This window comes from Methylobacterium guangdongense (assembly GCF_038442355.1).
In the GTDB taxonomy this organism is placed as follows: Bacteria; Pseudomonadota; Alphaproteobacteria; order Rhizobiales; family Beijerinckiaceae; genus Methylobacterium; species Methylobacterium guangdongense.
In genome coordinates this window covers 1-19,940 of the sequence record NZ_JBBXMX010000002.1, presented here as the reverse complement: position 1 = coordinate 19,940, position 19,940 = coordinate 1, and the positions used below count along the sequence as shown (strand labels likewise).

General features: G+C 69.2%; 21 protein-coding genes, 1 tRNA gene and 1 pseudogene. 11 read left to right on the top strand and 12 right to left on the bottom strand.

Annotated elements, in window-relative coordinates:
• The first annotated feature begins 25 nt into the window (after positions 1 to 25).
• The 3 genes from odhB (at position 26) to lpdA (ending at position 3,567) form a co-directional block, all read left to right on the top strand.
• Positions 26 to 1,339, top strand: a complete 1,314-nt coding sequence (gene odhB / locus AAHG09_RS03865) for a 2-oxoglutarate dehydrogenase complex dihydrolipoyllysine-residue succinyltransferase (RefSeq protein WP_342105512.1) — start codon at positions 26 to 28, stop codon at positions 1,337 to 1,339.
• Positions 1,340 to 1,346: 7 nt separating this feature from the next.
• Positions 1,347 to 2,102: an SDR family oxidoreductase gene (locus AAHG09_RS03860; protein ID WP_342105510.1), complete on the top strand. Its 756-nt coding sequence runs from the start codon at positions 1,347 to 1,349 to the stop codon at positions 2,100 to 2,102.
• A 61-nt stretch (positions 2,103 to 2,163) separates the two neighbouring features.
• Positions 2,164 to 3,567 (top strand): dihydrolipoyl dehydrogenase, encoded by a 1,404-nt coding sequence (gene lpdA / locus AAHG09_RS03855; RefSeq protein ID WP_342105508.1) that lies wholly within the window; start codon positions 2,164 to 2,166, stop codon positions 3,565 to 3,567.
• A gap of 141 nt (positions 3,568 to 3,708) precedes the next feature.
• Here the strand turns inward: lpdA and AAHG09_RS03850 are convergent, their stop codons facing one another.
• Positions 3,709 to 4,566 carry a response regulator gene (locus tag AAHG09_RS03850; protein WP_342105506.1) on the bottom strand — a complete coding sequence of 286 codons (858 nt, stop codon included), beginning with the start codon at positions 4,564 to 4,566 and terminating at the stop codon, positions 3,709 to 3,711.
• 154 nt (positions 4,567 to 4,720) lie between these two features.
• On the bottom strand, positions 4,721 to 5,689 hold the full coding sequence (locus AAHG09_RS03845; RefSeq protein WP_342105505.1) for a tyrosine recombinase XerC: 969 nt from the start codon (positions 5,687 to 5,689) through the stop codon (positions 4,721 to 4,723).
• A 99-nt stretch (positions 5,690 to 5,788) separates the two neighbouring features.
• Here AAHG09_RS03845 and AAHG09_RS03840 point away from each other — a divergent pair, with 99 nt between their 5' ends.
• A complete protein-coding gene (locus AAHG09_RS03840; RefSeq protein WP_342105504.1) occupies positions 5,789 to 6,109 on the top strand; it encodes a YnfA family protein in 321 nt (106 codons plus the stop codon).
• Between the two features lie 180 nt (positions 6,110 to 6,289).
• Here AAHG09_RS03840 and AAHG09_RS03835 read toward each other — a convergent pair whose 3' ends face one another.
• Positions 6,290 to 6,862 carry a peroxidase-related enzyme gene (locus tag AAHG09_RS03835; protein WP_342105502.1) on the bottom strand — a complete coding sequence of 191 codons (573 nt, stop codon included), beginning with the start codon at positions 6,860 to 6,862 and terminating at the stop codon, positions 6,290 to 6,292.
• 102 nt (positions 6,863 to 6,964) lie between these two features.
• Between AAHG09_RS03835 and ruvC the strand changes: the two genes are divergently transcribed.
• The gene (ruvC, locus tag AAHG09_RS03830; RefSeq protein WP_342106189.1) at positions 6,965 to 7,588 is read left to right on the top strand and encodes a crossover junction endodeoxyribonuclease RuvC; all 624 of its coding nucleotides are present in this window, start codon (positions 6,965 to 6,967) and stop codon (positions 7,586 to 7,588) included.
• Positions 7,589 to 7,605: 17 nt separating this feature from the next.
• Here the strand turns inward: ruvC and AAHG09_RS03825 are convergent.
• Positions 7,606 to 7,689: transfer RNA gene (locus AAHG09_RS03825), tRNA-Tyr, on the bottom strand.
• A gap of 267 nt (positions 7,690 to 7,956) precedes the next feature.
• Between AAHG09_RS03825 and AAHG09_RS03820 the strand changes: the two genes are divergently transcribed.
• From AAHG09_RS03820 to AAHG09_RS03805, 4 genes are all read left to right on the top strand, one after another.
• Positions 7,957 to 9,765 carry a DEAD/DEAH box helicase gene (locus tag AAHG09_RS03820; protein WP_412759997.1) on the top strand — a complete coding sequence of 603 codons (1,809 nt, stop codon included), beginning with the start codon at positions 7,957 to 7,959 and terminating at the stop codon, positions 9,763 to 9,765.
• Between the two features lie 27 nt (positions 9,766 to 9,792).
• The gene (locus tag AAHG09_RS03815) at positions 9,793 to 10,116 is read left to right on the top strand and encodes a hypothetical protein (RefSeq protein WP_342105499.1); all 324 of its coding nucleotides are present in this window, start codon (positions 9,793 to 9,795) and stop codon (positions 10,114 to 10,116) included.
• Between the two features lie 364 nt (positions 10,117 to 10,480).
• On the top strand, positions 10,481 to 10,615 hold the full coding sequence (locus AAHG09_RS03810; protein ID WP_342105498.1) for a hypothetical protein: 135 nt from the start codon (positions 10,481 to 10,483) through the stop codon (positions 10,613 to 10,615).
• 115 nt (positions 10,616 to 10,730) lie between these two features.
• Positions 10,731 to 11,144, top strand: coding sequence for a DUF3597 domain-containing protein (locus AAHG09_RS03805; protein ID WP_342105497.1), 414 nt, complete (start codon positions 10,731 to 10,733; stop codon positions 11,142 to 11,144).
• Positions 11,145 to 11,282: 138 nt separating this feature from the next.
• Here the strand turns inward: AAHG09_RS03805 and AAHG09_RS03800 are convergent, their stop codons facing one another.
• Positions 11,283 to 12,326 (bottom strand): polyamine ABC transporter substrate-binding protein, encoded by a 1,044-nt coding sequence (locus AAHG09_RS03800; RefSeq protein WP_342106188.1) that lies wholly within the window; start codon positions 12,324 to 12,326, stop codon positions 11,283 to 11,285.
• 68 nt (positions 12,327 to 12,394) lie between these two features.
• Positions 12,395 to 12,751 (bottom strand): RidA family protein, encoded by a 357-nt coding sequence (locus tag AAHG09_RS03795; RefSeq protein WP_244006939.1) that lies wholly within the window; start codon positions 12,749 to 12,751, stop codon positions 12,395 to 12,397.
• A 181-nt stretch (positions 12,752 to 12,932) separates the two neighbouring features.
• Here AAHG09_RS03795 and AAHG09_RS03790 point away from each other — a divergent pair, with 181 nt between their 5' ends.
• Positions 12,933 to 13,196, top strand: a complete 264-nt coding sequence (locus AAHG09_RS03790; protein WP_342105495.1) for a GlsB/YeaQ/YmgE family stress response membrane protein — start codon at positions 12,933 to 12,935, stop codon at positions 13,194 to 13,196.
• 77 nt (positions 13,197 to 13,273) lie between these two features.
• Here the strand turns inward: AAHG09_RS03790 and AAHG09_RS03785 are convergent, their stop codons facing one another.
• Positions 13,274 to 13,495, bottom strand: a complete 222-nt coding sequence (locus tag AAHG09_RS03785; RefSeq protein ID WP_342105494.1) for a YgaP-like transmembrane domain — start codon at positions 13,493 to 13,495, stop codon at positions 13,274 to 13,276.
• Positions 13,496 to 13,578: 83 nt separating this feature from the next.
• Here AAHG09_RS03785 and AAHG09_RS03780 point away from each other — a divergent pair, with 83 nt between their 5' ends.
• Positions 13,579 to 15,372 (top strand): SWIM zinc finger family protein, encoded by a 1,794-nt coding sequence (locus tag AAHG09_RS03780; protein WP_342105492.1) that lies wholly within the window; start codon positions 13,579 to 13,581, stop codon positions 15,370 to 15,372.
• A 168-nt stretch (positions 15,373 to 15,540) separates the two neighbouring features.
• Here AAHG09_RS03780 and AAHG09_RS03775 read toward each other — a convergent pair whose 3' ends face one another.
• From AAHG09_RS03775 to AAHG09_RS03755, 5 genes and pseudogenes are all read right to left on the bottom strand, one after another.
• Positions 15,541 to 16,182, bottom strand: coding sequence for a Shedu anti-phage system protein SduA domain-containing protein (locus tag AAHG09_RS03775; RefSeq protein ID WP_342105491.1), 642 nt, complete (start codon positions 16,180 to 16,182; stop codon positions 15,541 to 15,543).
• Complete coding sequence (locus AAHG09_RS03770; protein ID WP_342105489.1) at positions 16,182 to 16,457, bottom strand: hypothetical protein; 276 nt, start codon at positions 16,455 to 16,457, stop codon at positions 16,182 to 16,184. The genes AAHG09_RS03775 and AAHG09_RS03770 overlap by 1 nt, the downstream gene beginning before the upstream one ends.
• A gap of 378 nt (positions 16,458 to 16,835) precedes the next feature.
• On the bottom strand, positions 16,836 to 19,055 hold the full coding sequence (gene pnp / locus AAHG09_RS03765) for a polyribonucleotide nucleotidyltransferase (protein ID WP_342105487.1): 2,220 nt from the start codon (positions 19,053 to 19,055) through the stop codon (positions 16,836 to 16,838).
• Positions 19,056 to 19,264: 209 nt separating this feature from the next.
• Positions 19,265 to 19,534, bottom strand: coding sequence for a 30S ribosomal protein S15 (rpsO, locus tag AAHG09_RS03760; protein WP_010685305.1), 270 nt, complete (start codon positions 19,532 to 19,534; stop codon positions 19,265 to 19,267).
• Positions 19,535 to 19,747: 213 nt separating this feature from the next.
• Positions 19,748 to 19,940 (bottom strand): annotated as a pseudogene (locus AAHG09_RS03755) (polysaccharide biosynthesis/export family protein); the annotation flags it as partial.

Genomic DNA, 19,940 nt, shown 5'->3' with positions numbered 1-19,940 from the left:
CAACCGATCCGGAAGTGCGAGACCCATGGCTACCGACATCCTCGTCCCCACGCTCGGCGAATCCGTCAGCGAGGCCACCATCGGCCGCTGGTTCAAGAAGCCGGGCGACACGGTCGCGGCCGACGAGCCGATCGTCGAGCTCGAGACCGACAAGGTCACCCTGGAGGTCAACGCCCCGGCGGCCGGCCAGCTCGGCGAGATCCTGGTGAAGGACGGCGAGACCGTGGAGCCCGGCGCCCTGCTCGGCTCGATCGTCGAGGCCGGGGCGGGCGCGGCGCCGGCCAAGAAGGCGGCTCCGAAGGCCGCCGAGACCAAGGCGGAGAGCCGGAGCGAGGCCCCGAAGGCCGCTTCCCCCGCCAAGGCCGAGGCCCCGGCCCAGGACTCCTCCGCCGGCTACGGCAACCACGGCGAGGCGGGCGCCCCGGCGGCCCAGCAGCGCCCGGTCGGCGACAACGGCCCGGCCGTGGCCAAGCTCGCCCGCGAATCCGGCGTCGACCCGTCGGGCGTGAACGGCTCCGGCAAGGATGGCCGCGTCACCAAGGGCGACATGCTCGGCGCCATCGCCAAGGGACCCTCGACGGCCCCCGCCAAGGAGGCCCGCCCGACCCTGCCGCGCGCGCCCTCGGCGCCGGACGATGCGTCGCGCGAGGAGCGCGTGCGCATGACCAAGCTGCGCCAGACCATCGCGCGCCGCCTCAAGGACGCCCAGGACACCGCGGCGATGCTGACGACGTTCAACGACGTCGACATGTCGTCCGTGATGGCGATGCGCAGCCAGTACAAGGACATCTTCGAGAAGAAGCACGGCACGAAGCTCGGCTTCATGGGCTTCTTCACCAAGGCGGTGATCGGCGCCCTCAAGGACGTGCCGGCGGTCAACGCCGAGATCGACGGGCAGGACCTCGTCTACAAGAACTACTACCACATCGGCATCGCGGTCGGCACCGATAAGGGCCTCGTCGTCCCGGTGGTGCGCGACGCCGACGACCTCTCCATCGCCGGCATCGAGAAGAAGATCGCCGGCTTCGGCAAGAAGGCGCGCGACGGCAAGCTTTCCATCGAGGAGATGCAGGGCGGCACCTTCACGATCACCAACGGCGGCATCTACGGCTCGCTGATGTCGACGCCGATCCTCAACGCGCCGCAATCCGGCATCCTCGGCATGCACCGCATCGAGGAGCGTCCGGTGGTCCGCGCCGGCAAGATCGAGGCGCGGCCGATGATGTACCTCGCCCTGTCGTACGATCATCGCATCGTCGACGGTAAGGAGGCCGTGACCTTCCTGGTGCGGGTGAAGGAGGCGCTGGAGGATCCGGCGCGGCTCGTGCTGGACCTCTGAGGCTGTCATGGCGGGCGCTGAGAACAGGGTCGCCATCGTCACCGGCGGCAGCCGCGGCATCGGCCGGGCTGTGTCGCTGCTCCTGGCCGAGCGCGGCTACGCGGTCTGCCTGAGCTACGTGTCGGACGCCGCCGCGGCGCAAGCCGTGGTCGACGCGATCACCGCCAAGGGCGGCCAGGCGCGCGCCGTGAAGGGCGATGTCGGCAACGAGGCCGAGGTGATCGCCCTGTTCCAGGCCGCCGACGGGCTCGGCCGCCTCGCGGCGCTCGTCAACAATGCCGGCGTGGTCGACGTGAAGTCCGACGTCGCCGATATGAGCCTCGCCCGGCTCCAGCGGATGATGAACACCAACGTGGTCGGCAGCTTCCTCTGCGCCCGCGAGGCGGTGCGGCGGATGTCGACCAAGCGGGGCGGGGCCGGGGGCGCGATCGTCAACCTGTCCTCCGTGGCGGCGCGCCTCGGCGGTCCCGGCCAGTTCGTGGATTACGCCGCCTCGAAGGGCGCCATCGACTCCCTGACGATCGGGCTTGCCCGCGAGGTCGCAGGCGAGGGGATCCGCGTCAACGCGGTGGCGCCCGGCATCATCGCCACCGATATCCATGCCAGCGGCGGCGAGCCCGACCGGGTGGAGCGCCTCGGCCCCGCCGTCCCGATGGGCCGGGCCGGCACCGCCGAGGAGGTCGCCGCACCGATCGTGTGGCTCCTCTCGGACGAGGCCTCCTACACCACGGGCGCCATCCTCGACATCGGCGGCGGCCGCTGATCCCGACCTGACTTTCCCTGCCCGTCCCGCACGCGGCACGACCGACCGGAAGCGAACCTGCATGTCCTACGATCTCGTCGTCATCGGCACCGGCCCCGGCGGCTATGTCTGCGCGATCCGCGCGGCGCAGCTCGGCCTGCGCACGGCCGTGGTCGAGAAGCGCGCCACGCACGGCGGCACCTGCCTCAACGTCGGCTGCATCCCGTCGAAGGCGCTGCTCCACGCCTCGGAGGCGTTCGAGGAGGCCAACAAGCACTTCGCCGATCTCGGCATCGACGTCGGCACGCCGAAGCTCGACCTGAAGAAGATGATGTCCTTCAAGGCCGAGGGCGTGGCGGGCAACACCAAGGGCGTCGAGTTCCTGCTCAAGAAGAACAAGGTCGACACCTTCCATGGCACCGGCCGGATCGCCGGCGCCGGCCGCGTCGAGGTCATCGCCGAGGATGGCGGCAACCAGATGCTCGAGACCAAGAGCATCGTCATCGCCACCGGCTCGGACGTCACGCGCCTGCCGGGCGTGACCATCGATGAGACGGTCGTGGTCTCCTCGACCGGCGCCCTCGAACTCGACCGGGTGCCGAAGAAGCTCCTCGTCATCGGCGCTGGCGTGATCGGTCTGGAGCTGGGCTCCGTCTGGCGCCGGCTCGGCTCCGAGGTGACGGTGGTCGAGTATCTCGATCGGGTGCTGCCCGGCATGGACGGCGAGGTCGGCAAGCAGTTCCAGCGGATCCTGACCAAGCAGGGCATCGCCTTCAAGCTGTCCACCAAGGTGACGGGCGTCGAGGTCGGCAAGAAGGGCGGGGCCAGCGTCACCGTCGAGCCGGCCGCGGGCGGCGAGGCCGAGACGCTGCAGGCGGACGTGGTGCTCGTGGCGATCGGCCGGGTGCCCTTCACGGAGGGTCTGGGGCTCGACACGGTCGGCGTGCAGAAGGACGACAAGGGCCGGATCCAGACGGATTCGCACTACGCCACCAACGTCACCGGCATCTACGCCATCGGCGACGTGATCGCCGGCCCGATGCTCGCCCACAAGGCGGAGGACGAGGGCGTCGCGGTGGCCGAGATGCTGGCCGGTCAGTCCGGCCACGTGAATTACGGCGTGATCCCGAACGTGGTCTACACCTTCCCGGAGGTCGCCTCGGTGGGCAAGACCGAGGAGGAGCTGACCAAGGACGGCGTCGCCTACAACGCCGGCAAATTCCCGTTCACGGCGAATGGCCGCGCCAAGGCGAACGGCACCACGGACGGGTTCGTGAAGGTGCTGGCCGATGCCCAGACCGACCGGGTGCTCGGCGTCCACATCGTCGGCGCGGATGCCGGCAACCTGATCGCCGAGGTGGCGGTCGCGATGGAGTTCGGCGCCTCGTCGGAGGACATCGCCCGCACCTGCCACGCGCACCCGACGCTCACCGAGGCCGTGAAGGAAGCGGCGCTCGCGGTGAACAAGCGCGCCATCCACGTCTGAGATCGGGGTTTCCAAGGGGCTTCGCCCTTTGGCGGGTGCTCAGGGCGGCGCCCTGAGCGAGCGAAGCCCGGCACCGGGCGAAGCCCGGCACCAGGGCTCTGCCCTGGACCCGCGAAAGGTCTCGACCTTTCGAAACCAGGATCAGGCGATCTTGCGCCGGGGGTTCGGTAGGTCGACGATCCGCAGCAGCGCGCTCGGCGCCGGCGGGGCGGTGAGGGCGTTCAGCAGATACGGCCGGCGCAGGCCCAGCGCGTTGTGCAGGGCGAGGTCGATGTCGCGGGCGTAGAACGGCATCCGCAGCACCGCATCGACGCCGAAATAGCGGCCCGCCTGGGCGACCGGCTCCAGTTCGGCGGTGGTCAGCAGGGTGATGCGGGTGGCCAGATTCAGGGGCTGGATCTGGCAGGCGAGTTCGAGCCCGTCGATGCCGGCAAGCTTCACGTCGATGAAGGCGAAGTCGTAAGCCGCGAACTTCAGCTGCTTGAGGGCGTGGCGGCCGTCGTCGGTCTCGTCGAGCTCGATCGTGAAGCCGCTGCGGGCCACGACGCGGCTGATCGCCGAGCGCCCGGCCGGGGACGAGCAGGCGAGCAGCGCCCGGGTCGGCGCCCGGCGGCGGGCATTGGCGTGGAGCAGCTGCTCGATATGGCTCGGGTCGAGGGGCGTCTTCAACACTTCGTAGGCGCCGAGGCTCGTGGCGATCTCCTGCCACTGGGCGAGGACCCGATTGGCGACGAGGACGAGGCAGGGCGGCTCGGCCCCCGCGCGCCGCGCCACCGCGACGGCCTCGGGCCCGCTGAGATCCTCCAGCTGGACGCCGACGAAGGCCAGGGCCGGGCGGTGCCGAAGGAGGATGTCGCACAAAGCCTGGCCGGAGGTCGCCTCGTCGACCACAGCCCGGGGATCGAAGCGCTGGACGACGTCACGGAGGGCCGCCCGGCGGCCCGCGTCACAATCCGCGATCACGACCCGTGTGGGCGTCCGCGCCTCCGCCAGCTCCATCACGACCGTCCGCGTCGACCCATAACGTATCGGCCAAAGTGAGCGCAGATGGTGACGAAGCCCTTAAAGAAAATTGATGTTCACCGGATCTAGCCGATGAACTTACCATTCTGGCTAGAAATGATCGTCGATTACGTACGGATAGCAATCGAGATCAGCGCCCGGCGCGGGGATGCGCGGCCGCATAGGCGCTCATCAGCCGGGCGGCATCGACCTGGGTGTAGAGCTGCGTGGTCGACAGCGAGGCGTGGCCGAGCAGTTCCTGGATCGCGCGCAGCTCGCCCTGACGGGCCAGGAGATGCGTCGCGAAGGAGTGGCGCAGGGCGTGGGGGGTGGCGCTCTCCGGCAGGCCGAGGGCGCCCCGGGCGCGGGCGACCGTGTACTGGATGATCCGCGGCGAGAGCGGCCCGCCGCGGGCGCCGACGAACAGGGGCCCCTCCGGCGGCAGCGGCAGCGGACAGGCGGCGACGTAATCGGCCACCGCTTGGGCGACGACCGGCAGGATCGGCACCATGCGCTCCTTGCCGCCCTTGCCCAGCACGGTGACCTGATCGACGCCCGGCAGCGGGGCGTCGCGGCGGGTGAGGCCCAGGGCCTCGGAGATGCGCAGGCCGGCGCCATAGAGCAGGGCCAGGACGGCGGCATCCCGGGCGAGCACCCAGGGCTCGCGCTCCTCGCCGGCGCGGATCCCCGTATCGGTGAGCGCCACCGCGGCGGAGACCGGCAGGGGCCGGGGCAGCCGCCGCGGGACCTTCGGCGAGCGCACGCCGCCGAGCGCCGAGACGGTCCCGTGGCCCTCACGCTCCAGGAAGCGCGCGAAGGAGCGCAGGCCCGCCAGCATGCGCATCAGCGAGCGCCCGGACACCGCGTCGGCCCGGCGCGCCGCCATGAAGGCGCGGATGTCGCGCACCTTCAGGGCGACCAGCATCGGGATGGTCGGCGTGCCCAGCCGCCCCGCAAGGTGCTGGAGGAACTGACGCAGGTCGCGCCCATAGGCCTCGACGGTGTTGGGCGCCATGCGCCGCTCGCGCGCCAGCCCGTCGAGCCAGGCCAGGACCACGGCGCGCAACCGCGCGTCGCCGGGGAACAGCAGGAGGTCGTCGGCGGTCTCGGATGCGCTCATGGTGCCAATCGACCGGATCAGCCTTGCCGGAGACTTAACGCGGGCCGCCGTTCAGGCCCGCACCTCGCCTCGTGCGAGGCGCCATGCCAAGCCTCATCCATGACCCTCCTCGCCTATGCCGGCGCCGCCCTCGCGGAGATCGCCGGATGCTTCGCGTTCTGGTCCTGGCTTCGGCTCGGGCGTTCACCCCTGTGGATACTGCCGGGTTTCGCCTCGCTCGCGCTGTTCGCCGGCCTGCTCACCCTAGTGGACAGCCCGGCGGCGGGGCGGGCCTTCGCGGCTTATGGCGGCGTCTACATCGCCGCCTCGATCCTCTGGATGTGGCTCGCCGAGGGCCAGCGGCCGGACCGCTGGGACCTCACGGGGGGCGCAATCTGCCTCGTCGGCACGGCGATCATCCTGCTCGGCCGCCGGCCGTGAGAGCCTATTCGATCGAGTCCGGGTTTCCAAAGGGCGAGCCCTTGGGTGGGTTGTCAGGGCGAAGCCCTGAACCTCCAAGGCTACGCCCTGGACCCGCGAAAGGGCTCGCCCTTTCGAAACCATGACTTGCGTGCATGACTTGCGTGACGGACGGTCTGCACCCGGCGAACGGCCTCTGGCTCACCGGCCCATCGCGTAGAATTCGTCGTTCGGGCGCAGGTCCGCCACGCTGGCGATCCGGTTCGACAGGGCGAAGAGGGCGGTGATGGAGGCGATGTCCCAGATGTCGTCCGGGCTGAACCCCTGTGCCGCCAGCGTCGCGTGATCCTCCGCCCCGACGGCCTGGGACCGGGTCGCGACCTTCACGGCGAAATCCAGCATGGCGCGCTGGCGCGGGGTGATGTCGGCCTTGGCGTAGTTCACCGCGACCTGGTCGGCGATCTGCGGGTTCTTCGCCCGGACCCGCAGGATCGCCCCGTGGGCGACGACGCAGTAGAGGCAGTCGTTCGCCGCGCTGGTCGCCACCACGATCATCTCGCGCTCGGCCTTGGTCAGGCCGCCGGGCCGGTCCATCAGCGCGTCGTGATAGGCCAGGAAGGCGCGGAACTCCTCCGGGCGGTGGGCCAGCGCCAGGAAGACGTTGGGCACGAAGCCCGCCTTCTCCTGCACCAGGGCGATGCGCGTCCGCAGATCTTCCGGAAGGTCGGAGAGCTCTGGCACCGGGAAGCGGCTGATCGGGGCGTCCGTGCTCATGATCGTCCTCGCAAGCGACGCATTTGGATGAAACCAAGCGTTCACGATACGTACGGCAGCCTCGGGCTATGCGTCGAGCTGTTCGTCGACCTGTGGAGCATCATGACCAGCCCCGTCCGCATCCTCGGGATCGATCCCGGGCTCCGCCGCACCGGCTGGGGCCTGATCACCGCGCAGGGCACCAAGCTCACCTACGGCGCCTGCGGGGTCGTCACCTCGGACGGCGACCTGCCCCTGGCGCTGCGCCTGCGTGAGCTGTTCGAGGGGATCGGGCGCATCGTCGAGGGCCAGCAGCCCGACGAGGTCGCCGTGGAGGAGACCTTCGTCAACAAGGACGCGCAGGCGACGCTGAAGCTCGGTCACGCCCGCGCCATGGCGCTGGTGGTGCCGGCCCTCGCCGGGCTGCCGGTTTTCGAATACGCCGCCAACCTGATCAAGAAGACCGTGGCGGGCTCCGGCCACGCCGAGAAAGTGCAGATTCAGGCGATGGTGCGCTTCCTGCTGCCGAAGGCCGAGTTCCGCGTGGCCGATGCCGCGGACGCGCTCGCCATCGCGATCACCCATGCGAGCCACCGGGATTCGCATGCGCTGCGCAAGGCGCATCTGCCGGCGGGCAAGCGCCGCAGCCTCACGGGCCAGGCGGCCGCAGGGCAGGGGCTTGAAGGGAAGGGGTTTTCCGCCGCCGCCGCCGCGCGCATCGAGGCGGCGCTGGCGAAACAAGGCTGACGGGATCGGGAAGGACTTGGTGGGGGAAGTAGGACTCGAACCTACGAAGCTTACGCAGCGGATTTACAGTCCGCCCCCTTTGCCGCTCGGGACATTCCCCCAAGGCGGGCTTTTTTCGCCCGCGGCGCCCTTATGGTGAGGGGTGGGCCGGGTGTCAACGTCTCTCGTGCGCCGATCCGGCACCGGGCTGTGCGAAGCCGCTTCGCGGACACGGGACCGGACCGGGCATCCGGAAGAAAACGCGAACGTTCCGCGACGGGAGGGATTCACAAAGGAATCGCGATCGGCCACGGTGGGCAGATGTCGCCCTGCGTCGCCGGCCCTTGACCCGTCCCACCCCGTCCCTGCGGTCGCACCAGCGCACGCTGATGGCCCTGGTGGCCGCCATGGCGAGCGGGGAGGCGGGCCCTATCCGCGACATCCTGGCGGCGGTGACGCCCGGCGGCGGCAAGTCGCTCCTGCCGGTGATCGCCGCCCATGGGCTGATCGCGGCGGGTCTGGTCGAGCGCGTGGTCTGGGTGGTGCCGCGGGATTCCCTGCGCCTCCAGGCCGAGGAGGCGTTTGCCGATCCCCTCTGGCGGGCGGCCTTCGGGCATGCGCTGAGCGTGCGCGCCGCCGACAACGAGCGCGACCCCGCTCGGGGGCTCTCCGGCTACATCACCACCTACCAGGCGGTCGCCGCCGCCCCGACCCTCCATCACGCCGAGGCGCTCGCGCACCGCACCCTGCTGGTGATCGACGAGGTCCACCATCTGCCGGCCCCCGGCCGGCCGGGGGCCGACGAGACCGGTGCCGAAGACGCGGAGGCCGGAGCGTGGTCGCGGGCCATGCTCCCCGTGATGGAGGCGTCCGCATACCGGCTGTACCTGTCCGGCACGCTGGAGCGGGCCGACGGCAAGCGCATCCTCGGCCTGCCCTACCAGCCCCCGGCGCCGGGGCGCGGGCCCGAGCTCGACCTCGACGCCCCGGGCCTCGCGGTGATCGGCTATTCCCGGGCGCAGGCGCTGGCCGAGCGGGCGGTGCTGCCGGTGACCTTCGGGGCGATCGACGGCGAGGCGAGCTGGCTCGAAGGCGGCCGGATCGCCGGCGACAGCCCCCGGGTCGGGCCGCACCGCCTGGGCGCGGGATCCGTCCGCGTCACCACCCGGCCGGCCCTGTTCACCGCCCTGCGCACCGGCTTCGCCCGGGATCTCCTGAGCGAGGCGTTCCACGCCACGAAGCGCCTGCGTGCCCGCCGCCGGGCCGAGCGCTGCCTGTCGGCCGGCGAGGCGGTGCGGGGCCTCGGCAAGCTCCTCGTGGTGGCGCCCGACCAGGCGAGCGCCCGCACCTATCTCGAAACCCTCCGGGGCTGGATGCCGGCGGGGCAGGGGATGCGCGACGTGCGGATCGCCACCTCCGGCCAGGGCGACGCCCACGCGGCGCTGGCCGCCTTCCGCCTGACGCCGGAGCCCGCGATCCTCGTGACGGTGGCGATGGCCTACGAGGGGCTCGACGCCCCCGAAGTCGCCGTGGTGGCGGCCCTCACCCATATCCGCTCGCGCCCCTGGCTGGAGCAGATGCTGGCCCGGGCCACCCGGGTCGATCCCCATGCCGGCGCCTACGACGCCCAGCAGGCGCTGGTCTTCCACCCCGACGACCCGCTCTTCGCCCGGTTCCGCCTGGAACTGGAGACCGAGCAGGGCAGCAGCATCCGGCCCCGGCGGGAGCGGCCGGTCAGCGCGGTCGTGCCCGAGCGGACCCGGTGGCGCGACGAGGACGAGCCCGCCGGGATCACGCCGCTGGAGAGCAACGCGATCGGCCTGCGCTACGCCCTGTTGCGTCCGCGCCTCGCCGAGCCCGCCCCGGCAGCGCCGGCTCTCGAACCGCCCTCGGTCACCGAGCGAACGCTACGCCAACGGCTCGCGACGGTGGTCGCCGCCCAGGCAGTGGAGGACGAGGCCTCCCTGCGGGTGCCCCGCGGCGGCAACCTCGCGCACCGCTACAACGCCGTGCTCAAGCGCGTGCTCGGCAAGGGCCGCGCGACCATGACGCTGCCCGAGCTGGAGGCGGCGCTCGGCTGGCTTGAACGCAACCGCCTGTCGGACCATCTCGACTGCCTCGACGGCGATGCCCGCTACGCGTGGTCCGCCCGCCAGCGTCGGGGCCGCTGGCCGCCGGAGCGCGCCGCACGACGCTGACCCGCCGCAGGACGCGAGGAGAGCGCCGTGACCGAGAACCTGCCTGCCGCCTTCACGACGACTCTGACCGCAGCCGCGCCGCCGACGGCATGGCCGGCCCCGCTCGCGGCGCTCTGGTGGCTGGCGCGGGAACCCTCCCGACCGGGCTCGACCGGCTGGGACCGGGCGCACGCCCTCGTGCAGGCGGACCCGGGCCGTGCTGCGGCCTGGGTCCACGCCCATCTCCACCGCATCGAGGGCGACGCGGCCAACGCGCGCTACTGGTACGATCGCGCCGGCCACGAGGAACCGCGCGGGACCTTGGCGGCGGAACACGCCGCGATCGTCACGGCTCTGCACGACAGGCTCTAGATCCCGGCTTTGTGAAGGATCGAAATGCGGCCGGCTGCCGTTCCTGGCGGCCCCCATGCGCATGACCGTCAATCATGAGCATCTGAAGAGCTGTCGATTGGACAACGAATTAGTTTCGAGTTCGGCAGATCGACCCGTATCGTGACAGGAATTTCACTTTTATCGGCCTCTTCGCGCCACAACTTCAGATTATGTTTTCTGATATCAAAACACGTTCCCATCGTCATGCGCCGGAAATTGCGCTAACATAGATCGACTACGTTATTTTTTGACTCGCATAAGCGCGAAAACTGATTATGGCTACGCAGATGAGATTTGGATTCAGGGGAAACCGCTGGTCGTCGTGATGAGCTTGGTTTGTTTGATGAGCGGCGTGGCCCTCGCCCGTATTTCACTCCACGATCCCGCCCGCGCCGCCACGCTGGAGCGCTGGAGCGGCGTGTGTCTCGTGCTCGGCCTGAGCCTGCTCGGCGTCGCGCTCCATCACGCCCACGGTTAAGATCCCGGCCGCGGAGTTCGAGTCGCGGGTCCGAGTCGCGGAACGCCCGGCTGGAACCACCCGTTAAACGCCCGCCCGGCACATCAGGCCGGGCCGTATTTATCGGAGCGGACTCATGAGCCTCCTCGGCAGCATCGTCGGCAAGATCCTCCACCCGTTCGGCGGCGGGACCGCGGATGCCGCACCGGCGCCCACGGCCGGCTCGGGCGGTCCGGCCGGCACCAGCACCCCGTCCACCCCTTCGGCCCCCGGCACGGCGGGCGGCAGCGAGCCCGTGGACGTCGAGGCGGTCCTCACCGGCCTCGCCGAGAAGAACTCGCAGAAGCTCGATTGGCGCCACTCCATCGTCGACCTGATGAAGCTGCTTGGCCTCGATTCCGGCCTCGCCTCGCGCAAGCAGCTCGCCGACGAGTTGCACTACAGCGGCGACAAGGACGACTCGGCCACGATGAACATCTGGCTGCACAAGCAGGTGATGCAGAAGCTCGCCGAGAACGGCGGCAAGGTGCCGGACGACCTGAAGCACTAGAGCGCTCCCCGGCGAAGTGGATGCCGGTTCGGCGCAACAGAGCGCATCACAACAAGACCTGAGAGCCGCGCGCGATTGCAACGCGATCGGGCACGGATCCAGGATCCGGACAGGGGAGCCGGCGCGCCGGCTCCCCGCTCAGCGCCCGGTCCGAACCCGGGTCCAGAGCCGCGTGACGAAGCGCTGCGTACGGTCGTCCCAGGCGGTGTTGGTCGAGAGGCGCTGCATCGTCGCCTCGTCCGGGTATATGCCGGGATTGTTCAGGATCTCGGGCTTCACGTACCGCTTCGCCGCGAGATTGCCGCTGGCGTACGAGACGAAGTTGGTGTTGGCCGCCGCCACCTCGGGCCGCATCATGTAGTCGATGAAGGCGAGCGCCTCGGCCGGGTGGGCGGCATCCTTCGGGATCGCGAAGGTGTCGAACCACATCAGTGCGCCTTCCTTCGGCACCACATAGGCGATGTCGATCCCGTTCTTGGCCTCGTCGGCCCGGCGCTTGGCCTGCATCACGTCGCCGGAATAGCCCACCGCCACGCAGATATCGCCGTTGGCGAGCGCCTGGATGTATTCCGACGAGTGGAATTTCCGCACGGTGCCGCGCACCTTGTAGAGGGCGTCGGTCACCAGGGTCATGTCGTCCCAGCGCTTGGAATCCGCCTTGGCGCCGAAGGCCGGCAGCATGCTCGGGATCAGGTCCTCGGGACTGTCGAGCATCATGATCCCGCAATCCTTGAGCCTGTTGGCGGAGGCGGGGTTGAGCACGAGATTCCACGAGTTCACGGCGGCGTTGGCGCCCAGGCGCTCGCGGACGGCGGCGACGTTGTAGCCGATCCCGGTGGTGCCCCACATGTAGTCGACCGCGTAGGTGTTGCCGGGATCGTAGGCGGCGAGCCGGCTCGTGACCTCCGGCCAGAGATTGCCGAGGTTCTTCAACTTAGACTTGTCGAGCGGCAGGAAGGCACCGGCCCGGATCAGCCGCTGCAGGTAGGGCCCGGAGGGCACGACGAGGTCGTAGCCGGACCGGCCGGCGAGCAGCTTGGTCTCCAGGATCTCGTTGTTGTCGTAGGTGTCGTAGACGACCTTGATCCCGGTCTCCCGGGTGAAGGCTTCGAGCACCTGCGGGTCGATATAGTCCGACCAGTTGTAGATATTGAGCACCCGCTCCTCGGCGGCCCGGGGCATCGCGGCCGAGCCCAGCGCCGCCAGGGCGGCGAGGGCGGCGACCGCCAGAACGCTGCGGCGGGGGCCGCTCACCGGCTCCTCGCGGCCACGACCACGATCTCGACCAGATATTCGGGGGCGGCGAGCTTGGCCTCGACGGTGGCGCGGGCCGGCGGGTTCTCCGGGGAGACCCAGGCATCCCAGGCGGCGTTCATCTCCGCGAAGGTCGCGATGTCGGCGAGGTAGACGGTCGCCGAGAGGATGCGCGCCTTGTCGCTGCCGGCGGCGGCCAGCAGCCGGTCGATCTCCGACAGGATCTGCTGCGTCTGGATCGTCACCCCGGTCCCGACCGTGTCGGACGCGACCTGCCCGGCGAGGTAGACCATGTCGCCGAAGGTCACGGCCTGCGCCATGCGCTTGCCCGGCTCGATCCGCTGAATATCCATGCCCGTCTCCGATCCTTCAGAACCGGCGTATCTGCCGCCCCGGCCGGGCGTCCGTAAAGGGCGGCGCGTTCGCGCATCGCGGGAAGCGGAGGAAATTTGTCGTCTTGTCGCAGGCTGCGGGCAACCGTCGCGGGCCGCGGCGCGTTCTGCCGGCATCGACCATCAGGCACTGGGGTTTGTCATGGGTATCCTCTGGACCATCATCATCGGGTTCCTCGCCGGCGTCATCGCCAAGTTCCTCATGCCGGGCCCGAATGAGCCGGCCGGCTTCATCCTGACCACGATCCTCGGCATCGTCGGCGCCTTCGTGGCGACCTTCCTGGGCCAGGCGATCGGCTGGTACGGCCCCAACCAGGGCGCGGGCTTCATCGGCGCCATCGTGGGCGCCGTCGTGGTGCTGTTCATCTACGGCATGATCGCCGGCCGTCGCACCACCACCTACTGACCGGTCCCACAGGCCGGAAACGACGAGGGGCGCCCCGCGGGGCGCCCCTTTCTTTTGCGCTCGATCAGCCTGCGGGCTCAGAGGTGCTCCGAGGCCGCCTTCACGGCGCAATGGCCGGTGGCGCCGCGCACCGCCAATCCAACGCCGACGACGAGGGCCAGCAGGCTCAGGAGCTTGTTGGGCCGGGGCTGCGCGGCCGCGGCGGCGATGCCGAGGCCGAGCGCCACCGAGACGGCGCGCTCCGTGGTGGACAGGTTCGTGTGCCCGCTGAAGATGTCGTGCATCATGTCGTTGGCCATGGAAGAATCCTTGGTGTGTCGTCGCCGGGCGAACGCGGACCAGCGAAGCGCGTTCCCGCCCCGGCTCGAACCGGAGGTCGCGGATGCCGCGGAAGCGATCACGCAAACTGCCCGATGAGGCCGCGATCCGTGCGCTGACCGAACCCGCGGTGTTCGAACGCGGCCGCGCCTATTGCGATGATGGCGCCGTGTCGGACCTCGTGGCCCGGGGCGACACGATCAGCGCGGCGGTGGCCGGCAGCGATGTCGAGCCCTACCGGGTCACGATCCGGATCGCGGACGGCCAAGTCGAATCGAGTACCTGCACCTGCCCGTACGAGTGGGACGGCGCCTGCAAGCATGTCGTCGCGACCCTCCTGGCCGCGGCCGAGGCAGGCAAAGCGCTCGAAGAGCGGCCTCCGCTCGCGAAGCGCCTCGAAGCCCTCGACCGGGACGCGCTGACCGACCTGATCCTGCGTCGCGCAGCGCTCGATCCGGATCTGGTCGAGTGGATCGAGCTGGAATGCACCATCGCGCCCCAGGCGGCTCCCGATGGTGCCACGATCGACCCAGCGCCTCTGGCGGCCCGGGCCCGCAGCCTGATCGCGCAGCGGGAGCGCAGGCGCGATTATTGGGATGGCTACCAGCCCCGGGGCAACGAAGCGGAACTGCACGCCCTGGTCGAGAAGGCGGTGCCGTTCCTCGAAGCCGGCGACGGCCGCAACGCCCTGCGGATCCTGGAGGCGGTGGCCAAACCGCTGGTCGAGGATTGGCTCGACTATCTCTACGAGCACGACGAAGAGACCTACCTGCTGTTCGAGGATCTCGGGCGCATGATGGCCGAGGCCGCGCTGGTGAGCGACCTCGACGCGCAGGAACGTGAGCGTCTGCGCGAGACGCTGACGGATTGGCAGGAGCGGATCTTCGATTACGGCCCCCAAGGCTTCGAGGTGGCGATCCTGGCACTGGAGACCGATTGGGACGATCCCGCCCTGAAGGCCGTCCTCGACGGAGGACCCGGCCCCTGGCCGCCGAAGGACAATTTCGAGAGCCGTGCGCTCACCGAGGTGATGCTGCGGGTGCTCGACGGCAGCGGCCGGGACGAGGCCTATATGAACCTCGCCCGCGCCGTAGCCGCGCAGACGCGCTATGCCGAGAAGCTCGTGCGGCTCGGGCGGGTCGCGGAGGCGGTGGCGCATGCCAGGGCCACCTTCTCGAAGCCGGCCGAGGCGCTCGACCTCGCGCAGGCGCTCGACGCGGCGGGCCGGTGCAAAGAGGCGCTGGCCGTGGCCGAAGCCGGCCTGGACCTCGGGGGGCCGGACGCGAAGGGCGACGCGCTCGACATCCGGCATCCGGGCCACACGGTGGCGCACCTGGCGCGCTGGCTGCGGGACAAGGCCCGGGGCGACCTCGCCGTGCGGGCGGCCCGCATGGCCTTCGCGGCGACGCTCTCGCGAGCCGATTTCCACGCCGCGAAGACCGCCTCCGGCGCAGCGTGGCCGTCCCTGCGCACCGAACTCCTGGCCGTCCTGGGCAAGGCCAAGCACGCCCATGACCGCGTCGCGATCCTGCTCGACGAGGGGCTGATCGCTGAAGCCGTAGCCGCCGCCGGGCCGGACACCAACACGGCCGTGCTGCGGCAGCTCGCCGAGGCCGCCCATGCCAGCCATCCGGATTGGGTGATCGCGCTGGCGGAGCGCCACGCGGCAGGGATCATGGATGCCGGTTCGGCAGGCCAATACGCGGAGGCCGCGGACTGGCTCGGCTGCGCCGCACGGGCCTACGACGCCGCCGGCCGCTTCGAGGACTGGATCCGCCGGATCGAGGATCTGATCGCGACCCACAAGCGCAAGCACAAGCTGCGGCCGATGCTGGAGGCGCTGCGGGCGGGCGGGTGAGGCGGCGGGGGCGCTCGGGTCTTGAGCTGGCTGAGCGAGCCGATCTTCGTCACTTGGGTCGATACGATCTCGCCTCGGAGTCAAACGTGATCGGTTCGTTGTCTGTCATCCGCTTTCGGAGACGACGAGGGCACCCCTATAGAGTTGGGCACACGCGCACGCGTGATTTCAAGAGATCGTGCGATCCATCTTCTTAAGACCGATCCATAGCTCAAGTTCGCGATAAAGCTCATCAAAAGTCTGCAGCGTCAGCGTAAAGCTATCGGCTTTGACTTTCAGTCCTCGCCACGCCCACCGATCCCTTCGCGCTGCGGTCGACAACGAAGTGGAGCGCCCGATCACGAGTACGCCTACGATATTGGGCCGATCACTTCCGAAGGCGTCGACGTAATCGACGTTCGTGCGGTAGTGATCCAAAGCCCAGGTCCAATCGACAACTTGACTAAACCCTTTCTCGAATGCCCGCGCCCAAGGATCCATGCCACGGTCGCTGTCCTCGAAAATGTGTCGATCGGAGGCACCCTCAAACTCGATCAGGCAGATGTTGCTGGTGCCGGAACGGCGGACAGTGAGATTGGTCCGGAAGTGAGGAAGAATTCGAAACTCCCGCTTGATTAGATCACCGGTACCAAGACGACTATTGAATTTACCCATCATTGCGCAGAGATTGGGCCATCTTTTGAAATTTGCAAGAACCTGATCACGCTCAGCAAGATCTGCATTGCTTTCCAAAAGACGCTTGAATTCGGTGAGTTCAATCTCCGCATCTGCCAAATTAAAGACATGGCTATCGAAATGCGACTTCGCCATCAGTCCCGCGCAACAATTGACGTGATGACGACCGAATCGCCCTCGCGCTTAAAGAGGACGCGCAAATCGTCCACCCGTGCGACGAAAGCGTTCTCGACGCCAGCGACCTTCTTGACCGCCAATGGATCAAGAACGCTTGATCGGATCTTCTCCAGCGCAGCGTCCGCCTCTTTCTTATCGAATGGATGCAGCGACGAGACCATATTCGTAGCTGTATTGCTTACGAAGACGCGTGGACTGCCTGCGCCGGTCTGCTGTTGCGGAGCGGTGGACATCGTCGACTCCATGCCTCTGGGTAGGGCAAACGAAGATAGGCACTGCGAGCGGCGCAGTCCAATCGCCTCCACAATGCGCGCCCGACGACCGCGGCATCGTCTGACGCGGCGCGGCAAGTTGGTAACGAGCTCGGCCGAAAATCCGTCGGGCAGCGGGCCGCCATTCGTCCGCGGCCCCGCTTCTCTGCTGGCTCAAGCCGATCGGCTTCAACGCCTGCTATGCGGCGCTGCAGGCGATGGCGGGAGGACCACGCTGGCCGGCTCGATCCACGCGCGGGAGCTGTGTGAAGCCCCGCGAAAAAAGGCGCGGCCCCGGAGGACCGCGCCCATCTCAAAAACCCGCGCCGGCCGAAGCCCCCACGGGTGTGGTGCCGATGCTTACTCGCCCGCCTCGCGGCGGCGCTCGCCGCGGTGGCGGCCGCCCTCGCGGGGCTCGCGTGGCTCGTCGCCGCGCTCGGACCGGTCGGCGTCCCGCTGGGCCTTCACCTTCTCGGTGATGTCCTCGCCGGTCGCCTGATCGACCACCTTCATGGACAGGCGGATCTTGCCGCGGTCGTCCTGGCCGAGGAACTTCACCTTGACCTTGTCGCCTTCCTTGACGACGTCCGTCACCTTGGCGACGCGGTTGGCGGCCAGTTCCGAGATGTGGACGAGGCCGTCCTTGGCGCCGAAGAAGTTCACGAAGGCGCCGAACTCCATGCACTTCACGATCGTGCCGTCATAGATCACGCCGACCTCCGGCTCCGCCACGATCGAGCGGATCCAGTTGTAGGCGGCCTTGATGGCCTTGCCGTCCGAGGAGGCGATCTTCACGACGCCGGTATCCTCGATGTTGATCTTGGCGCCGGTCTTCTCGACGATCTCGCGGATCACCTTGCCGCCGGTGCCGATCACGTCGCGGATCTTGTCGGTCGGGATCTGCATCGTCTCGATGCGCGGCGCGTACTCGCCGAGCTCCGGACGGGCCGCCGTCAGGGCTTTGGACATCTCGGCCAGGATGTGGGTGCGACCCTCCTTCGCCTGCGCGAGGGCGATCTTCATGATCTCCTCGGTGATGCCGGCGATCTTGATGTCCATCTGGAGCGAGGTCACGCCCTCGTCCGTGCCGGCCACCTTGAAGTCCATGTCGCCGAGGTGATCCTCGTCGCCGAGGATGTCGGACAGGACCGCGAAGCGCTCACCTTCCAGGATGAGGCCCATGGCGATGCCCGCCACCGGACGGCGCAGCGGCACGCCGGCATCCATCAGCGACAGCGAGCCGCCGCAGACCGAGGCCATCGAGGACGAGCCGTTCGACTCCGTGATCTCCGACACGACGCGGATCGTGTAGGGGAACTCGTGGGCCGGCGGCAGGACCGGGCGGATCGCCCGCCAGGCAAGCTTGCCGTGGCCGATCTCGCGACGGCCCGGGGAGCCCATCCGGCCGGTCTCACCGACGCTATAGGGAGGGAAGTTGTAGTGGAGCAGGAAGCGCTCCTTATAGGTGCCTTCCAGCGCGTCGATGAACTGCTCGTCCTCGCCGGTGCCGAGGGTGGCGACGACCAGCGCCTGGGTCTCGCCGCGGGTGAACAGGGCCGAGCCGTGGGCGCGGGGCAGCACCCCGACCTCGGAGAGGATCGAGCGGACCGTCTTCACGTCGCGGCCGTCGATGCGGGCGCCGCTGTCGAGGATGTTCCAGCGGACCACCTTCGACTGGGCCTCCTTGAAGGCGGCCTTGACCTTCTCGGCCGGGTACTTCTCGGCGCCCTCGGGGCAGAGGGCGGCCATCACCTTCGCCTTCACGGCGTCGACGGCGGCGTAGCGCTCCTGCTTGACGGTCTTGGTGTAGGCGGCGCGCAGCTCCGCCTCGCAGACCTCCAGCACCGCCTTCTCGACGTCGGCGTTCTCGGGGGCCTTGAAGTCGCGCGGCTCCTTGGCGGCCTTCTCGGCGAGGCGGATGATCGCCTCGATCACCGGCTGGAAGTGCTTGTGGCCGAACATCACGGCGCCGAGCATGATCTCCTCGGAGAGCTCCTTCGCCTCCGACTCGACCATCAGCACCGCGTCCTGCGTGCCGGCGACGACGAGGTCGAGGCTGGATTCCTCCTTGGTCTCGGTGACCGGCGGGTTCAGCCGGTAGCCGCCGTTGACGTAGCCGACGCGGGCGGCGCCGATCGGGCCCATGAACGGCACGCCCGAGAGGGTCAGCGCCGCGGAGGCCGCGACCATCGACACGATGTCGGGATCGTTCTCGAGGTCATGGGTCAGGACGGTGATGACGACCTGGGTGTCGTTGCGCCAGCCCTCGATGAAGAGCGGGCGGATCGGGCGGTCGATCAGGCGGGAGACCAGGGTCTCCTTCTCGGAGGGCCGGCCCTCGCGCTTGAAGTAGCCGCCGGGGATGCGGCCGGCCGCGTAGGCGCGCTCCTGATAGTTCACGGTGAGCGGCATGAAGTCGATGCCGGGCTTCGGCTCCTTCGTGGCGACCACGGTGGCCAGCACCGAAGTCTCGCCGTAGGTGGCCAGCACGGCGCCGTCGGCCTGCCGGGCGACCTTGCCGGTCTCGAGCACGAGCTTGCGGTCACCCCACATCAGCTCTTCGCGTTGAACGTCGAACATTCCTGTATCTCTTCCTTGCCTGCGGCGGGCCCAAGCCCGGCGCCGCCGGGGGCAAGACGGCGAGGCACTTCCCCGATGAAGTGCCTCGCGATCCTGCCCCGATGCCGACGCCTCGAAGCGGCCCGCTTGCCGGGCGGTCGGACCCATTCCGACAACCCGAGATGGTGAAACGCGGCCCCGGACCGGGCCCGGAACCGCGCGAAACCGCCTTAGCGGCGGATGCCGAGACGCTCGATGAGGGCGCGGTAGCGGGCCTCGTCCTTGCGCTTGACGTAGTCGAGCAGCGAGCGGCGCTGCGAGACCAGCTTCAGGAGGCCGCGCCGGGAATGGTTGTCCTTGGCGTGGGTCTTGAAGTGGCCGGTGAGGTTGGTGATCCGCTCGGTGAGGATCGCCACCTGGACCTCGGGGGAGCCGGTGTCCTTGGCGTCCTTGCGGTGTTCCTTGATGAGCGCGGTCTTGCGCTCTGCCGTGATCGACATCGCATGCCTTTCGGGTTGTGCGGATCGGATGCGGCGCCCCGTCTCGGGCGCGCGCGCGGGCTCGGCGTTCGGCCGGTGCCGGGATGTCGTCCAGCACGGTCACAGCGCCAAGCGGCTCAAGCCCCGCCCGGAAACCCGGGGCGAGGCCGCGCGATCCATACACGAAACCGGGGGCATTGCCAGCCCCAGGGCGTACCGTGCCGGCGGCGAAGCCTACTTCGCGTAGGCGTAGGCCGTGGCCGCGGAGGCGAGCGGTCCGGTGACGCCACTGAAGGCGGCCAGCACCTTCGAGACCTCGGTGAACGGCGCGTTCGACACGTAGACGAGGTCGCGGTTGCGCATCCGGAACGCCTGAGACACGAACAGGCTGTTCGGGTCGCGCATGTCGATCCGGTACACCACCGGC

Coding starts and splice junctions, on each gene's coding strand:
- AAHG09_RS03860 (WP_342105510.1), top strand. CDS start 1,347: ATGGCGGGCGCTGAGAACAGGGTCGCCATCGTCACCGGCGGCAGCCGC.
- AAHG09_RS03805 (WP_342105497.1), top strand. CDS start 10,731: ATGAGCCTCCTCGGCAGCATCGTCGGCAAGATCCTCCACCCGTTCGGC.
- AAHG09_RS03775 (WP_342105491.1), bottom strand. CDS start 16,182: ATGGCGAAGTCGCATTTCGATAGCCATGTCTTTAATTTGGCAGATGCG.
- AAHG09_RS03835 (WP_342105502.1), bottom strand. CDS start 6,862: ATGAGCACGGACGCCCCGATCAGCCGCTTCCCGGTGCCAGAGCTCTCC.
- lpdA (WP_342105508.1), top strand. CDS start 2,164: ATGTCCTACGATCTCGTCGTCATCGGCACCGGCCCCGGCGGCTATGTC.
- AAHG09_RS03820 (WP_412759997.1), top strand. CDS start 7,957: ATGGCCCTGGTGGCCGCCATGGCGAGCGGGGAGGCGGGCCCTATCCGC.
- AAHG09_RS03795 (WP_244006939.1), bottom strand. CDS start 12,751: ATGGATATTCAGCGGATCGAGCCGGGCAAGCGCATGGCGCAGGCCGTG.
- AAHG09_RS03845 (WP_342105505.1), bottom strand. CDS start 5,689: ATGAGCGCATCCGAGACCGCCGACGACCTCCTGCTGTTCCCCGGCGAC.
- AAHG09_RS03800 (WP_342106188.1), bottom strand. CDS start 12,326: ATGCCCCGGGCCGCCGAGGAGCGGGTGCTCAATATCTACAACTGGTCG.
- AAHG09_RS03785 (WP_342105494.1), bottom strand. CDS start 13,495: ATGGCCAACGACATGATGCACGACATCTTCAGCGGGCACACGAACCTG.
- ruvC (WP_342106189.1), top strand. CDS start 6,965: ATGACCAGCCCCGTCCGCATCCTCGGGATCGATCCCGGGCTCCGCCGC.
- AAHG09_RS03780 (WP_342105492.1), top strand. CDS start 13,579: ATGCCGCGGAAGCGATCACGCAAACTGCCCGATGAGGCCGCGATCCGT.
- AAHG09_RS03810 (WP_342105498.1), top strand. CDS start 10,481: ATGAGCGGCGTGGCCCTCGCCCGTATTTCACTCCACGATCCCGCCCGC.
- AAHG09_RS03850 (WP_342105506.1), bottom strand. CDS start 4,566: ATGGAGCTGGCGGAGGCGCGGACGCCCACACGGGTCGTGATCGCGGAT.
- AAHG09_RS03790 (WP_342105495.1), top strand. CDS start 12,933: ATGGGTATCCTCTGGACCATCATCATCGGGTTCCTCGCCGGCGTCATC.
- pnp (WP_342105487.1), bottom strand. CDS start 19,055: ATGTTCGACGTTCAACGCGAAGAGCTGATGTGGGGTGACCGCAAGCTC.
- odhB (WP_342105512.1), top strand. CDS start 26: ATGGCTACCGACATCCTCGTCCCCACGCTCGGCGAATCCGTCAGCGAG.
- AAHG09_RS03770 (WP_342105489.1), bottom strand. CDS start 16,457: ATGTCCACCGCTCCGCAACAGCAGACCGGCGCAGGCAGTCCACGCGTC.
- AAHG09_RS03840 (WP_342105504.1), top strand. CDS start 5,789: ATGACCCTCCTCGCCTATGCCGGCGCCGCCCTCGCGGAGATCGCCGGA.
- rpsO (WP_010685305.1), bottom strand. CDS start 19,534: ATGTCGATCACGGCAGAGCGCAAGACCGCGCTCATCAAGGAACACCGC.